General features: G+C 52.0%; 15 protein-coding genes. 12 read left to right on the forward strand and 3 right to left on the reverse strand.

What is annotated here, in order from left to right; genetic code table 11:
- The first annotated feature begins 144 nt into the window (after nt 1–144).
- Nucleotides 145–621, forward strand: a complete 477-nt coding sequence (gene rplM, locus HK25_RS10405; RefSeq protein WP_086553915.1) for a 50S ribosomal protein L13 — start codon at nt 145–147, stop codon at nt 619–621.
- 5 nt (nt 622–626) lie between these two features.
- Complete coding sequence (rpsI, locus tag HK25_RS10410; protein WP_086553916.1) at nt 627–1,115, forward strand: 30S ribosomal protein S9; 489 nt, start codon at nt 627–629, stop codon at nt 1,113–1,115.
- A 74-nt stretch (nt 1,116–1,189) separates the two neighbouring features.
- Here the strand turns inward: rpsI and HK25_RS10415 are convergent, their stop codons facing one another.
- Entirely contained in the window at nt 1,190–2,758 is a 1,569-nt protein-coding gene (locus HK25_RS10415; RefSeq protein ID WP_086636150.1) for a S10 family peptidase, read from the reverse strand.
- Nucleotides 2,759–2,891: 133 nt separating this feature from the next.
- Between HK25_RS10415 and HK25_RS10420 the strand changes: the two genes are divergently transcribed.
- On the forward strand, nt 2,892–3,317 hold the full coding sequence (locus tag HK25_RS10420; protein ID WP_086636151.1) for a hypothetical protein: 426 nt from the start codon (nt 2,892–2,894) through the stop codon (nt 3,315–3,317).
- Between the two features lie 91 nt (nt 3,318–3,408).
- Here HK25_RS10420 and HK25_RS10425 read toward each other — a convergent pair whose 3' ends face one another.
- Nucleotides 3,409–5,262 (reverse strand): DEAD/DEAH box helicase, encoded by a 1,854-nt coding sequence (locus HK25_RS10425; protein ID WP_086636152.1) that lies wholly within the window; start codon nt 5,260–5,262, stop codon nt 3,409–3,411.
- Nucleotides 5,263–5,380: 118 nt separating this feature from the next.
- Nucleotides 5,381–7,279: a hypothetical protein gene (locus HK25_RS10430; protein ID WP_086636153.1), complete on the reverse strand. Its 1,899-nt coding sequence runs from the start codon at nt 7,277–7,279 to the stop codon at nt 5,381–5,383.
- A gap of 158 nt (nt 7,280–7,437) precedes the next feature.
- Between HK25_RS10430 and HK25_RS10435 the strand changes: the two genes are divergently transcribed.
- The 9 genes from HK25_RS10435 to atpF all read left to right on the forward strand — a co-directional run bounded on the left by HK25_RS10435 (nt 7,438) and on the right by atpF (nt 13,580).
- Complete coding sequence (locus tag HK25_RS10435) at nt 7,438–7,839, forward strand: VOC family protein (RefSeq protein WP_086636180.1); 402 nt, start codon at nt 7,438–7,440, stop codon at nt 7,837–7,839.
- Nucleotides 7,840–7,922: 83 nt separating this feature from the next.
- Nucleotides 7,923–8,729 (forward strand): diaminopimelate epimerase, encoded by an 807-nt coding sequence (dapF, locus tag HK25_RS10440; protein ID WP_086553967.1) that lies wholly within the window; start codon nt 7,923–7,925, stop codon nt 8,727–8,729.
- The gene (gene mtaB, locus HK25_RS10445; protein WP_086636154.1) at nt 8,726–9,976 is read left to right on the forward strand and encodes a tRNA (N(6)-L-threonylcarbamoyladenosine(37)-C(2))-methylthiotransferase MtaB; all 1,251 of its coding nucleotides are present in this window, start codon (nt 8,726–8,728) and stop codon (nt 9,974–9,976) included. The genes dapF and mtaB overlap by 4 nt, the downstream gene beginning before the upstream one ends.
- Before the next feature lies 1 nt (nt 9,977).
- A complete protein-coding gene (gene ftsY / locus HK25_RS10450; RefSeq protein ID WP_086553923.1) occupies nt 9,978–10,916 on the forward strand; it encodes a signal recognition particle-docking protein FtsY in 939 nt (312 codons plus the stop codon).
- A gap of 118 nt (nt 10,917–11,034) precedes the next feature.
- Nucleotides 11,035–11,337, forward strand: a complete 303-nt coding sequence (locus HK25_RS10455) for an AtpZ/AtpI family protein (protein WP_086636155.1) — start codon at nt 11,035–11,037, stop codon at nt 11,335–11,337.
- Nucleotides 11,338–11,396: 59 nt separating this feature from the next.
- Nucleotides 11,397–12,146, forward strand: a complete 750-nt coding sequence (locus HK25_RS10460; RefSeq protein WP_086553925.1) for a F0F1 ATP synthase subunit A — start codon at nt 11,397–11,399, stop codon at nt 12,144–12,146.
- Between the two features lie 52 nt (nt 12,147–12,198).
- Complete coding sequence (locus HK25_RS10465; RefSeq protein ID WP_003624142.1) at nt 12,199–12,423, forward strand: ATP synthase subunit C family protein; 225 nt, start codon at nt 12,199–12,201, stop codon at nt 12,421–12,423.
- A 37-nt stretch (nt 12,424–12,460) separates the two neighbouring features.
- Nucleotides 12,461–13,051: a hypothetical protein gene (locus HK25_RS10470; protein ID WP_086636181.1), complete on the forward strand. Its 591-nt coding sequence runs from the start codon at nt 12,461–12,463 to the stop codon at nt 13,049–13,051.
- A gap of 34 nt (nt 13,052–13,085) precedes the next feature.
- Complete coding sequence (gene atpF, locus HK25_RS10475) at nt 13,086–13,580, forward strand: F0F1 ATP synthase subunit B (protein ID WP_173560227.1); 495 nt, start codon at nt 13,086–13,088, stop codon at nt 13,578–13,580.
- Nucleotide 13,581: the final 1 nt, after the last annotated feature.

The raw sequence follows: 13,581 nt of genomic DNA on the forward strand, positions 1-13,581 counted from the left end.
CAAGTCTCAGTGCGGTATTATGTTACCTTTAAAAAAAATTACTGAAATAACAGCGATTAATACCAAACTACTTGACGCGAAAACTCTGTTCGCTCATAAGGTGGCCCTCTTTATAAGTTCAGATTTTAACGGAATCGTACCCTGATGAAGACCACTCTCTCGCTAAAACCTGCGGAGGTGACAAAAAACTGGATCCTGATCGACGCCGAAGGCCTCGCTCTTGGTCGTCTTGCTGTCATCATTGCTAACCGTCTGCGCGGTAAGCATAAACCTCAGTTCACCCCACATGTTGATTGTGGCGACCATGTCGTTGTGATCAATGCTGAAAAAGTTGCTCTGACCGGTAACAAAGCTGGCCAGAAGCTTTTTCACTATCACACAGGTTATCCTGGTGGCATCAAGACTCGCACCATTGCGCAGCGTCTTGAAGGCAAAAACCCTGACCACGTTGTGGTTAAGGCTGTTGAGCGCATGATCTCCCGTGGTCCGTTGCAGCGTCAGCAGATGCGCAGCCTGCATGTTTATGCTGGTTCAGAGCATCCGCATGGCGGTCAGAACCCGCAGACACTCGATGTTGCGGCTCTGAATCGTAAAAACGTTGTTAACGGACAGAAAGGCTGAGCATTATGTCTGAAACTCAGGAACGTACAGGCACGCTGGCTGATCTTAAAGGGGTTGTAACAACCGCTCCTGCTGAAGCTCCTGTCTATGAAGTAAAACGCGATGCACAGGGCCGTTCATATGCAACCGGCCGTCGTAAAGACGCTGTTGCCCGCGTATGGATTAAGCCTGGTAAAGGCGATATCACAGTAAACGGTCGTCCGGTTGGCACATATTTCGCTCGTCCGGTTCTGCGTATGCTGCTGACACAGCCTTTCCTTGTTGCTGATCGTTATAACCAGTTTGACGTTGTCTGCACCGTTACCGGTGGCGGTCTTTCAGGTCAGGCTGGTGCAGTACGTCACGGTATCAGCCGTGCCCTGACGCATTACGAGCCAGGTCTGCGCAGCATCCTGAAAGCTGCAGGCTTCCTGACACGTGACTCCCGTCAGGTTGAACGTAAGAAATACGGTCGTGCAAAAGCACGTCGTTCTTTCCAGTTCAGCAAACGCTGATTGGTCAGAAGACCTTATTGCTTTCGGAAAAGGCAGGAGAGTTTCTCCTGCCTTTTTTATTATCTGCTTTCTGCTTATGAGTGAGACAGAAAAGCTTTGACATCCTGTGTCAGTGCAGCACGACTTTCAGGGCGTGTGTATAGCATGTGTCCACCTGAATAGAGATGCAGGCTAATCCGGTCCTGCCCGACAGGAATATGCTCTTTTACCCAGCGTGATGTTGCAAACGGGCATGCCAGATCAAAATAGCCATTGGCAATAAAAACCCGCATAGAGGGATTAAGGGCCAGCAACTGCCGCAGAACCGGGATCTGATGGGCGAGAAGACCCTGACCCGCTCTGTAATCCCATGAAGCATTGACGTTAAGATCAAGCAGATTGTACGTGATCGGTGTTGCAAACTTCAGGTCTGAGGCCGCATATTGCTCGAAAGCACTACCATAAGCGCGACCAAAACCCGACAATGTTGGTTCAGGGCTGTCACTGTCGCTTACACCTTCGGGGTAAGGGTCAGCAATTGAGAGTGTAGCGTCATAGAGCGAGTAAAGTCGTCCGTCCCGGCTTCTGATATCATGCGCTGAGGCCTCAAGTGCGCCGCGTTCTTTTTTGACAATATTAACAGGTATACCTGTGCGTTGTGCGATCTCATTGTAAAATGTATCCGCTGCATCGCCCGCAGGTGGTGTGTTAACCAGTTTATTCAGATAAGGCCCCAGAGCATAGCTATATGCACTGTTGAGCTGCCGGGCTGTGGTGTCTGGCTGTAACTGATGATGAAGAGACAGATTCGCAGCTTCAAAAGTAGGTAGTGCCATAGCCGTTGCGAGTGGGTTGATCCCGGTTTCAAGCAGGGACATGTCGAGCGCGGGTGAAATCATAATCAACCCGTTTACAATAATGCTTTGCTGCTCCATCAGAGCGTTAGCAACTTCTATAGATCGAATGCCGCCATAGCTTTCACCGACCAGATAGCGTGGAGATGTCAGTCGTTTACTGGTGCTGGACCAGAGCTGAATAGCTTTTGCAAAAGCTCTGGCATCCTGTTTGACACCATAAAATTCTTTGGCTGCTTTTTTTTCATCTGTCGGGACAGACCAGCCAGTGCCCGGTGCATCGAGAAAAACCATATCAGTAGAAGGCAGCCAGCTGTCAGGGTTTATTGCCAGCTTTGCGTTAGCGCCATCAGTCGGGTTGCCTGCAGGAAAAGAAAGAATTTCGGGGCCTGCTGCACCAAGATGCAGGTAGGCCGTGCCTGCGCCCGGGCCACCGTTAAAAAAGAATGAAACAGGTCGGTTTTCAGGTGCTGCACCATCCTGTGTGTAAGCAACGTAGAAAATACGTGCGGAAGGGTGGCCGTCTTTGTCTCGCAGTGTCAGCGTGCCGGCTCGTGCTGTATAGCTGATTTTGTGCCCATTAAAGGTCGCTGTGTGGTGGGTCACAGCATCCTGAGGTAGCAGCGCTGCTTTTCCCTCAAAAGCAGGGGTATCTGCTTTTGCAGTGCTGCCTTGCGTTTTAGATGGGGCTTCAGCCTGTTCGGCATGAACAGGTGCAGAAAAAGCAGACAGACAAAGTAATGCTGCTATACTGCATGACGTTAAAAGAGATGGAAAACCTGTTTTTTTTACAAAATAAGGTACGTGCATTGCAGAGATCCTGTCTGATCGCAAAGATGTTTTGAGATAGATAGAAGGTTGCACGTTTTTGACAAAATTACATGTTTGTATCATTACCAGGACCCCTGATAAGCTACAAAAAATATTAAGAAAGGTATGCTTTATGCGTTTTAATTATAAGCTGTCTCTTATGGCTCTCCCTCTTGCTGCTGCACTGATGGCAGCTCCTGGTGCTCACGCCCAGATGTTTCAGAACCCTCTTAAAGCCGGTATGGACAGCGCCCGTAGCGCGGCACACCAGAACAAAGAGACGCTGGAGCATGCAGACAGCGCTGCAAAGCAGAATTTAGAGAATCGTCTTCAGAGTGAACAAAATAAACTGACAAATTCAAATACGGCTGCACGTGACCGTTTCCAGTCTCAGACTGATCAGCTGAGAACGAAAGCAGATGAGGAGAGGGCGCAGGCTGAGGCAGCAAAAAGCCGCTGGAACAATGCAGGTCACGACACAAAAGAGGCCCTGAAAAGCCAGAAAGAGCGTGTAAAATCAGACTGGAAAGACGCAACAACGCTGCCCAGCATCCGATAATAGCTTGAGTGCGGATAGCTTTTTTAAGCTGTCGTAGATGTAAAAAAGGCCTCTTCCTGACTAAGGAAGAGGCCTTTTTTATTAAGTGTTTTTAGTTCTTTTTACGTTTTCTGTCAGAAGAGCCTTTGAAAGAGCCGCCGCTTTTTTTCTTATCTTTGTAAGCAGGACGTCGGTCATCACCATCGCCTGATGACTTGCCTCTGAAGCCGCCTTCACCCGCTGCTTTACCACGATATCCATCGCCTGATGGTTTACCTCTGAAACCACCACCAGCTGGTTTGTTTCTGAAGCCACCGCCGCCACCGCTTTTGCGGCCGCCGCCAGCAGGAGCAGAGGCTGGCTCAATGCTGATTTCATCAGGGTCAGTTGCTGAAGCGCACTCTTTAAAGCTTTCAGCTTTGCTCTTTGCAATTTCAACCAGCGTGTGGTCGCCCTGAATGCGGATCGCGCCAATATCCTGCTTTTTGATATTACCCAGGCGACACAGCATTGGCACCAGCCATTTGGGGTCGGCACGGTCTTCACGACCGACAGACAGGCGGAACCAGCTGCCTTCTTCCTGTGGGCCGCGTTCTCTCGGGCCTTCGTCACGTGTTCTTTCACGTGGCATTTTTTTGATCGAACCAGGAGAGATAACGCGCACATTAGATGCTTTAGGCAGACTGGCACGCCACAGCCCGATCAGGGCGGCAGCAAGCTGCTCAGCGGAGCGGTTTTCTGTCAGTTTGCTGATAAGTTCCTGAGTTTCCGGTGCTTCTGAAACTTCAGCGTTCAGGGCAGGGGCCGCAAGCAGACGTTCAGCGTCAGCGCTGGCAATTTTTTCAGGTGTTGGTGCACCACCCCATTCTGCTTCAATTTTTGCGGCTTCCATCAGGCGTTCTGCCAGGCGACGACGACCTGGTGGCACCAGAAGCACACAGGTTCCCTTGCGTCCGGCACGGCCTGTGCGGCCTGAGCGGTGCAGCAGTGTAGCCGGGTTGGAAGGCAGGCTGGCGTGAATAACCAGGCCCAGCTCAGGAATGTCAATGCCACGTGCAGCAACGTCCGTAGCAACACAGACACGAGCCTGGCCGTTACGCAGGCTTTCTATGGCGCGGCTACGCTCGTTCTGGCCGAGATCACCTGAAATCGCGACAGAAGAGAAGCCACGTTCTGTCAGGATAGACTGCAGCTGACGAACGGCTTCACGTGTGTGGCAGAATACAATAGCTGAAGGGGCTTCAATCAGGCGCAGCACGTTAACAATGGCGCCGGCCATATCGCCCTGGTCTGCTAGAAGAACCTGGTATGAAATGTCAGAGTGTGGTGCGCTGTCTGTCTGAGTGTTGATGCGCAGGGCATCACGCTGGTAGCGTTTAGCCAGAGACGCAATCTCGCGCGCAATTGTTGCTGAGAACAGCAGCGTACGGCGATCTTCCGGCATGGCTTTGAGCAGGGTTTCCAGCTCATCACGAAAGCCGAGGTCAAGCATCTCATCGGCTTCGTCAAGCACAACGGCTTTCAGGTTCGATAAATTAAGCTGCTTGCGGCCAAGATGGTCACACAGGCGGCCAGGTGTACCGACAACAATATGACAGCCGGCATTAAGTGCACGGGCTTCTTTGCGTGGTTCCATACCACCAACACAGGTGACAATACGTGCACCGGCCAGGCCATACAGCCACTCAAGCTCTTTACCAACCTGCTGGGCCAGCTCGCGGGTGGGGGCAATAACCAGAGCCAGCGGTGCGCCTGGTGGTGGAAGTTTACCCGTCTCATCAAGCAGAGTGCGGGCCATGGCGATACCAAAAGCAACAGTCTTGCCAGAGCCGGTACGGGCTGAAACAAGCAGGTCGCGGCCATCGGCTTCTTCAGCCATGACAGCGGTCTGTACAGGTGTTGCTGATTCATAACCGCGAGCAGCAAGAGCACTAGCGAGAGCAGCGGGGGTATTTTTAAAAGGCATAAATCGTTAAGTCCAGGCAACAAGGAATGGGGTGGCAACAAAAAATTCCCCGCACGACGAGCCAGACTCTGACAGGAGAACTTTTTTCTGAAGACGTTTTTTCTAAGCCATATAGTGGTTACTGGAACGGAAGATAGCGAAAGTCCATAAATATCTGACTCAGACTCGTATCAGGCGCTCCTCCGACACCTTTCCAGGCCTGTCGGCGGGAGTAGGCAAGCTGAATGCCCGTTTCAACTGTTCCGTATTTCCCTTTCAGGAATCGATACCACGCGCCGATTGTTCCTTCCATAACGCTGCGGGTGTTGGCGGTGCAGCCCAGGGTTGAAAGTTCTGTTTCACACCCAAGGTTTGAGTAGGCAGGGTTGCCGTATCCATACGGGCTGCCATTGTAGTTAGAAAAACGTCTGCCGGCTGCCTGATACCCAAAATAACCGTAAACATCAATACGGGGATTAGGATGTGCTATAAGACCTGCGGTTGTCTGAGCAGAGAAAAGAGGGGCGGGGCTGCCATTTGCCCTGAGTGTCGCGTCTGGAAGCAGAACTGAGCCATAACGACCGATTCCCACACCTGCCAGTCCTGCCATGCGCATCTCAAGTGTATGAGGGATGAGAGGCAGAATCATTGAACCGCCGCCGCCGCCCGCAACAACCGTATTATTGTGCCCCTGCCCGAGGGATGAGACCCGGTTATGCGGAAATTTTACGATGCCTTCTGCCTCATAATGTCCCCATGACGGATCCCACGCTATCTTGGCGATGACATCAGGAGCAATTTCGTTAGAGAACGGGGCATCGTTTGTCAGACCTGTGCCGTTGCTGCTGATGGTCGCCACACTGCCGTTGGGGAGAGTAACCGTACCATTGTTATTCTGAAAGCCGGTTGTGTCATATAATGTTGCCGGATTTTCAAGAGAGAGGCCCAGCCAGAGACGATGTTGAAAAAAATCTTTTACGAAGCGTAGCTGAAGCTGTCTGGTCCATGTCTGACCAGCCAGCATTGAGGATTCGATGGTCTCAGGCAGACTTTCCTGGCGGGGGGTAATACCAACGCGTCCGGGTGTCAGGAGGCTCCACGCCTGGCCTGCCAGAAAATGGAAGTTTGTTTTGCTGTTATCATACGCCAGGTAAAGCTGGCGCATACGAAAAGCGTAGCTGTTACTTTCATAGGCATCTGTTGTAGACGCGCCGGCACCAAAATCCATTTCATAAAAACCCGAAATAGTAGAGTGGGAGTTTACATTGCCTCGCGCCATCAGAGAGATACGGCTGTATCGCGCGCTGCCATCGAAATTGTTCGTGTGATAGCGTGGCTCGTTGGGGTAAGGCATATCCTGCCAGTAGTTAAACGTACCACTTGGAATGTGGCGGTTTTCATATACGGCTGAGGCATCAAGAAAGCCACCGAGGATGATCGCAACCGGCCCCATGTGAAACACGCCATGGTCACCAAGGGCACCAGTAGCCTGAGCACCAACAGTTTCACGCGGGTGGGGGCCAACGGCGTTGTCTGCCAGATGGGCAATGACATCTTCATCGCGGTGACCAATCACGGCATCAACTTCAGGCCTGGCATTCGTATCGTCAAAGACGGGCTGCGCTTCTGAGGTGTCGCCATTACGCAGGTGACGTGGTGGCCTGGTGTTCATAGCCGTTGCCGTGCGCGGCTTACCGGAGGGCCCTTCATTACTGTCTGCCCATTCATATCCATTGGCAGTAGGTGTAGTTGAACGGGCGGTTATAGTATGATTTGTAGCGGTTTTATGACCTCTGGGAGACAAGGCCGCGCGCTGAGCTGCAATTTGTTTTTGCATGCTGATAAGCGTTTTCTGCAGCTCCATCTGCTGGGCCTGGATGCGTGCCATCTGCTTTTCAAGCGCATCGAGAGAAGCGCTGTTCCCTGCTGCAGCAAGTGCTGAGGTGCTGGTGATGAGAGAGGATATGCTAACTGTTGCCAGCAATGTGCTGGTGAGCAGGAAAGGGCTTGTGTGGTGCAGAAAACGAGAAAATATCATTGTTTGACACGAATAAACTTTATTAATAAAAATTTAAGAACTGTAAAGCATCTCAGGCGCTCTTGAGTAAAGAACAGATTGTCTCAAATATAATTTTATGTTCCGTGTGTGTAATTACAGGCACGGACATACCTGCCATGTTATGAAGGAGTAAGATGATGGCGCAGATGATTCATTCTATGATTCGAGTGCTTGATGAGGCCCGTTCTGTTGCTTTTTATGAGGAGGCTCTGGGTCTTAAAATTGCAGATAAAATTGTTTTTGATGATTTCACACTGATTTATTTATCAAATGGCGAGCAGACATTTGAGCTCGAGCTGACAGTGAATCATGGGCGGACCGAACCTTATGATTTGGGTAAAGGGTATGGTCATCTGGCCGTCTCAGTCGAAGATACAGAGGCAGAACATGCCCGCCTGACGCGGGCTGGTTTTGCGGTCACTCCGGTTAAAACTCTGGAAAATAAGGGCCGGGTCGTTGGTACTTTCTTTTTTCTCAAAGATCCTGACGGATATAGTATAGAGGTTCTTCAGCGTGGTGCGCCGGGGCGTTTTGTGTAGATCAGAGATTTCTGGCACAAGCAGGCTGAGTTTACCCATTTTTTGAAAAATTCTGACAGGCAATCTGGCTTATGAGACGCCCACTGTTGACTTCCTTTCGTAAGATGCATGGCCTGGGAAATGATTTTGTCATTTTTGATGAACGCGCAAATTCTCTGGCTCTGACACCGGTTCGTATCGCCGCTCTGGCTCATCGCAGGCGCGGTATAGGCTGCGACCAGCTGGTGACTTTGTCTCTCACCAGAGAGGCAGATGTGCTGGTGCGCTTCTTTAACCCCGACGGATCAGAGGCCGGGGCCTGCGGCAATGCTTCACGATGTGTAGCCAGTCTGCTCTGGCATGAGAATGGCAAGCGTCATTCAACGCTGCAGACTAAGGCTGGCCTGCTCTCTGCTTATGTTGGTGAGTATGGGGAAGTCACTGTTGATATGGGGCAGCCGCGTGAGCAGTGGCAGGATGTTCCCCTGGCTGCAGAGCATGATACACTGCACCTGCCGTTACCAGGTGACCCGGCAGCTGTATCAATGGGCAACCCGCATGCCACTTTTTTTGTGGAAGATTTCTCGTTGCTTGACCAGGGGCACAGCCTCGAGCACGACCCGCTCTTTCCTGAACGGGCTAATATTGGCTTTGCCAGAATGGAAAGCCGGACAAAAATGCGCCTTAAAGTGCATGAGCGTGGTACGGGGGTTACCGAAGCCTGCGGCTCTGGCGCCTGTGCGGCGGTTGTGAATGCTGTCAGACGTGGTCTTGCAGAGCGTACCTGTCAGGTTGAGCTTGATGGCGGTGTGCTGCGTATTGAGTGGGGCAGCAATAACCATGTGCTTATGACAGGCCCGGCGACTGTGGCTTTTGAAGGAACAGTGGATCTCGCTGCGTATCCGTCATGACAAAACCTGAAATCCTGACTTTTGGATGTCGTCTCAATACGTGGGAGAGCGAGGTGATGCGTGAGCATGCTGCCCCGCTTGAGGACGTTATTATTGTTAATACCTGTGCAGTGACCGGTGAGGCCGAACGGCAGGCGCGGCAGGCTATCCGGCGTGCGCATCGTGATAAGCCCGGCGCGCGCATTGTCGTGACGGGATGTGCCGCACAGATTGACCCTGATCGCTGGGCTGCTTTGCCAGGTGTGGTCAGGGTGCTGGGCAACGAAGAGAAACTAAAAGCTGAGAGCTGGTCCGCCTCTGCCATGCAGGAGGCCCGCGCGGTTTCTGACATCATGGCAGCGAAAGAGACAGCCGCTCATCTTGTTACAGAATTTGCCGGTCGCACCAGGGCTTTTGTTCAGGTGCAGCAGGGGTGTGACCATCGCTGCACGTTCTGCATTATTCCGTTCGGGCGCGGGCCATCACGCTCAGCACCGGTCGGGGTAGTAGTCGAACAGGTTAAAGCGCTTGTTGATGCGGGATACCGTGAGATCGTGCTAACTGGTGTTGATATGACCTCATGGGGTGGTGACCTGCCAGGTAAGCCTCTGCTGGGGCAGTTGTGTCGGCGTGTGCTGGCCCTGGTCCCGCAGCTTGAGCGTTTGCGCCTGTCATCTGTTGACCCGGTCGAAATTGATGAGGATATCTGGCGTCTTCTGGCTGAAGAGCCGCGCTTTATGCCTTACCTTCATTTGTCGCTCCAGGCTGGTTCTGACCTGATCCTGAAGCGGATGAAACGCCGTCACCTGGCTGAAGATGCGGCCCGTGTGATCGCGCGCGCGCGTAGCCTGCGCCCGGGGATTGGTATTGGCGCAGATGTTATTGCGGGTTTCCCGACCGAAGATGATGCCCTGTTTGAAGAAACGCGGGCTTTTCTGGCTGAGCAGAGCATCCCTTATTTGCATGTTTTCCCGTACAGCGAACGTCCTGGAACGCCTGCGGCCAGAATGAGGGCTGTAAATGTGCCTGAGCGTAAGGCACGGGCCGCATGTTTGCGCGACGTGGGGGCTGAGGCGGCAAAAGTCTATTTTGAGGGCTTTGTTGGGCAGAATGTGAGGGTGTTAATGGAAACCCCTCAGTCGGGTCATAGTGAGCAGTTTGCTCCTGTACGTCTGAAGGCTGAAGAAGCTGATGCCCAGGCGGGCGAGATTATAGATATGAGAGTAATTGAAGCCAGCGCGACAGGTTTGCTGGCAGAGAGGATTTGAGATGGCGCTAGGTTTTTTTTCACGCCTTAAACAGGGGCTTTCGCGCTCTACACAAAAGCTGGGCGACGGGCTGACATCTGTTTTTACAAAGCGCAAGCTTGATGACGCCGCTCTTGAAGAGCTGGAAGATATCCTGATTACGGCCGATCTGGGGCCGGCTGTCGCTGAGCGTGTGATTGAATCATTCCGCCACTCGCGCTTTGGCTCTGAGGTGACAGATGAAGAGATTCGCACTGCTTTAGCAGAAGAAATTGCGACTATTCTTGAGCCGGTTGCTAAGCCGTTTGAGCCTGATCCGTCTAACAAGCCGCATGTTGTGCTGGTTGTCGGGGTGAATGGCACCGGTAAAACGACAACAATCGGCAAAATGGCCCGTTTTTACAGCGATCAGGGTAAAAAAATTATGATGGTTGCCGGCGACACATTCCGTGCTGCTGCTGTCGAGCAGTTGCAGGTATGGGGGCAGCGTACCAATTGTCCGGTCATTGCCGGCCCGCCTAACTGTGATGCGGCAGGCCTTGCGTTTGAGGCACTCAAGCGCGGTAAGGCTGAGCAGGCTGACCTGCTGTTTGTTGATACGGCCGGGCGTCTTCACAACAAAAGCGCTCTGATGGAAGAACTAGCCAAAATTATCCGCGTTATGCGCAAATTCGATGAAAGTGCGCCCCATACAGTATTACTGGTTCTTGATGCGACAACCGGTCAGAATGCGATTGAGCAGGTCAGGGTCTTCCGTGAGCTGGTCAACGTGACAGGTCTGGTCGTAACAAAACTTGATGGTTCAGCACGTGGCGGCATTGTTGTTGCCCTTGCAGATACGTTTGGTTTGCCTGTGCATGCCGTAGGGGTGGGTGAGCAGGCTGAAGATCTGCGTCCCTTTGAAGCCCGTGATTATGCAAACGGGCTTGTGGGGCAGGTTGGTGCTGAGAATAAAGAGTGACCGGAAAGACGCTTTTTATAAAAAAAACCAGTTTTCCTGCTTTGGGTGTCAGAGCTTCCTTGACAGGGCATAGTAACCTCGTTAGCAAGCGCCTGCACCTGTTCCGGAGGTGCGAAGTATGAGTGAGGATAAAAACGATTCTTTTTTATCTCGTCTGAAGGCAGCTGAGCGTCGCTCCGGGCTGAAAACAGAGGATGATAAGAAGGAAAGTGCAGACGATAAAGACGGGCAGTCTCTTGCAACTCTGGCGCTTCGTGCCGGAACAGAGATGATTTCAGCTCTGATTGTTGGTGTCTGTATCGGGTGGGGGCTTGATAAGTGGCTTCATACCCGTGCGATTTTTCTCATTATCTTTGCGCTGCTCGGAGGCGGAGCTGGTGTGCTCAATGTCTGGCGGCTGGTCAAGCCACCCCCGGTCTGAGTTAAACGACTCGATGCCAGAAAAGAGTTTCTGGTTTAGTTAGAGGTAGGAGAGCGGTTTTGGCAGGCGGTTCCAGTATCGACGTCCTTGGTCAGTTTGAACTTCATTCGGTTTTTGGTGGCCTTGGTGACGCACTGCACTTCAGTCAGTCGCCTGTCTACATGATGCTGGCCGTAGTGCTGGTTCTGGCTTTTCTTTATTTCGGCATGCGTCCCGCAGCCGTTGTGCCTGGTCGTTTTCAGGCCGCAGCAGAAGTGTGTTACGAATTTATTCGTAATATGGCGATTGATACAATCGGGCCTGAAGGTGCTTCCTTTTTCCCGTTTATTTTTACGCTTTTCTTCTTTATTCTGGCCGGTAACTATCTCGGTCTGCTGCCTTTCTCTTATACCTTCACAAGCCATATTGCGGTAACATTTGCCCTGGCTATGATGGTATTTGTCCTTACAGTCGTGGTCTCACTGAAAGTTCAGGGAATTCGCTTTTTTGCGCATTTCATGCCTGCTGGTGCCAGCCTGGCACTTGCGCCCCTGCTGATCCCTATCGAGATCCTTTCTTTTCTGTCACGCCCTGTAAGTCTTTCTATCCGACTGTTCGCTAACATGGTTGCCGGACACGTCATGTTTGAGATTTTCGCAAGCTTTGTCATTATGCTCGCCGGTTTTGGTGTGGTAGGTGACGTGTTTGCGATTGGGCCAATCGCTATTAACGTAGCGCTTGTGGCTCTTGAGTTGCTGGTTGGTGTGTTGCAGGCCTATGTGTTTGCCATTCTGACCTGCATCTACCTGCGGGAGGCCGTGGCTCACTGAGCTGCTTTGCCCGTTTCGTTTGAACTGTACTTTTAACAAGGAAGTGACTGATATGGACATCGCTGCAGCCCGGGAAATCGGTGCAGGTATCGCCGTAATCGCCCTTGCCGGCGTTGGTATCGGCCTCGGCAACATCTTTTCAACTCTGGTAAGCAGCATTGCTCGCAACCCGGCTTCTCGTCCGCACGTGTTCGGCCTGGGTATGCTCGGCTTTGCACTGACAGAAGCGATTGCGCTTTTTGCTCTGCTTATTGCGTTCCTGATTCTTTTCGTCTGATCAGAAGACGGAAAAAGGAGAGATTCCTGTGGGTGTCATGATAAAGACTGTTCGTGCCGGCATATTCTCTTTTGCTGCCGGCGTGTCCCTTCTCGTCGTGGCGGCACCCTGTGCTCACGCCGCAGGAATGCCTCAGCTTGACTTTAAAAACCCTCTGGTTACCGGTCAGGTAATCTGGGGGGCATTTATCTTCCTGGTGTTTTATCTGGTGCTCAGCCGGGTAATGCTGCCACGTGTTGGTCGCGTTCTTGAAGATCGCAGTGCCCGTATCTCGGGTGATCTTGAAGTCGCACGTGCTGCAAAGCATGATGCCGATAATGCGGTAGCCGAACTTCAGCATGCCCGTAAAACGGCTATGGCTGAGGCGAAGGCTAACCTGCAAAAAGCGCTCGACGATGAAAAGCGTAACACTGAAGCAAAAATTCAGGAAATTAAAGAGCGTCTTGCTGCTGAGATTGCTGAAGCAGAGAGCAAGGTTGCTGCTGAAAAGCAGCGTGCTTTTGCCGCACTGACAGATATTGCTGTTGAGACCACTCAGGAGCTGGTCAGTCGTGTCACTGGTGTTCGGCCTGCGCCGGCTCTGGTTGCCACAAAAGTTGAAAACGTAGTGGCTGAACGGGTAGCCTGATTACTCTTCGGGAGGAAGAACCGTCATGAATGGCATTTTTCACGAAGCAGGCTTTTGGGTAGCCGTATCCTTCGTTTTATTTTTCGTATTTTTTGGTCGCAAACTCTGGACCCCTATCGTGACTATTCTCGATAGCCGTGCAGAGCGTATCCGTCAGGACCTTGACGAAGCAGCCCGTCTGCGTCGTGAGGCTGAACAGATGCTTGAAGATGCGACCCGTGACCGTGAGCAGGCACTTGCTGAAGCCAAAACAATGGTTGAGCAGTCACTGCGTCATGCTGCTGAAGTAGCAGAACAGGCACGTAAAGACGCTGAAGCCGCAGTGAAACAGCATGAGCAGAGCGCTCGTGACCGTATCAGTGCTGTTGAGCGTGCAGCAACCCGTGAGGTGCGTCAGGCTGCTATTGATGTTGCGATAAAAGCCAGCCGTCAGGTTATTGCTGAATCGCTTAAAGAAGATGGAGCTTCAGCACTGGTTGATCGTGCTATTTCCGATCTGCCAGCAGCTCTGGCCCGACCAGCAGCGTAAG

Origin of the sequence: Acetobacter sp. DsW_059, from assembly GCF_002153695.1 — a bacterium.
In the GTDB taxonomy this organism is placed as follows: domain Bacteria; phylum Pseudomonadota; class Alphaproteobacteria; order Acetobacterales; family Acetobacteraceae; genus Acetobacter; species Acetobacter thailandicus.

Coding starts and splice junctions, on each gene's coding strand:
- HK25_RS10425 (WP_086636152.1), bottom strand. CDS start 5,262: ATGCCTTTTAAAAATACCCCCGCTGCTCTCGCTAGTGCTCTTGCTGCT.
- rplM (WP_086553915.1), top strand. CDS start 145: ATGAAGACCACTCTCTCGCTAAAACCTGCGGAGGTGACAAAAAACTGG.
- HK25_RS10420 (WP_086636151.1), top strand. CDS start 2,892: ATGCGTTTTAATTATAAGCTGTCTCTTATGGCTCTCCCTCTTGCTGCT.
- mtaB (WP_086636154.1), top strand. CDS start 8,726: ATGACAAAACCTGAAATCCTGACTTTTGGATGTCGTCTCAATACGTGG.
- rpsI (WP_086553916.1), top strand. CDS start 627: ATGTCTGAAACTCAGGAACGTACAGGCACGCTGGCTGATCTTAAAGGG.
- HK25_RS10415 (WP_086636150.1), bottom strand. CDS start 2,758: ATGCACGTACCTTATTTTGTAAAAAAAACAGGTTTTCCATCTCTTTTA.
- HK25_RS10470 (WP_086636181.1), top strand. CDS start 12,461: ATGATAAAGACTGTTCGTGCCGGCATATTCTCTTTTGCTGCCGGCGTG.
- HK25_RS10455 (WP_086636155.1), top strand. CDS start 11,035: ATGAGTGAGGATAAAAACGATTCTTTTTTATCTCGTCTGAAGGCAGCT.
- HK25_RS10435 (WP_086636180.1), top strand. CDS start 7,438: ATGGCGCAGATGATTCATTCTATGATTCGAGTGCTTGATGAGGCCCGT.
- HK25_RS10430 (WP_086636153.1), bottom strand. CDS start 7,279: ATGATATTTTCTCGTTTTCTGCACCACACAAGCCCTTTCCTGCTCACC.
- ftsY (WP_086553923.1), top strand. CDS start 9,978: ATGGCGCTAGGTTTTTTTTCACGCCTTAAACAGGGGCTTTCGCGCTCT.
- HK25_RS10465 (WP_003624142.1), top strand. CDS start 12,199: ATGGACATCGCTGCAGCCCGGGAAATCGGTGCAGGTATCGCCGTAATC.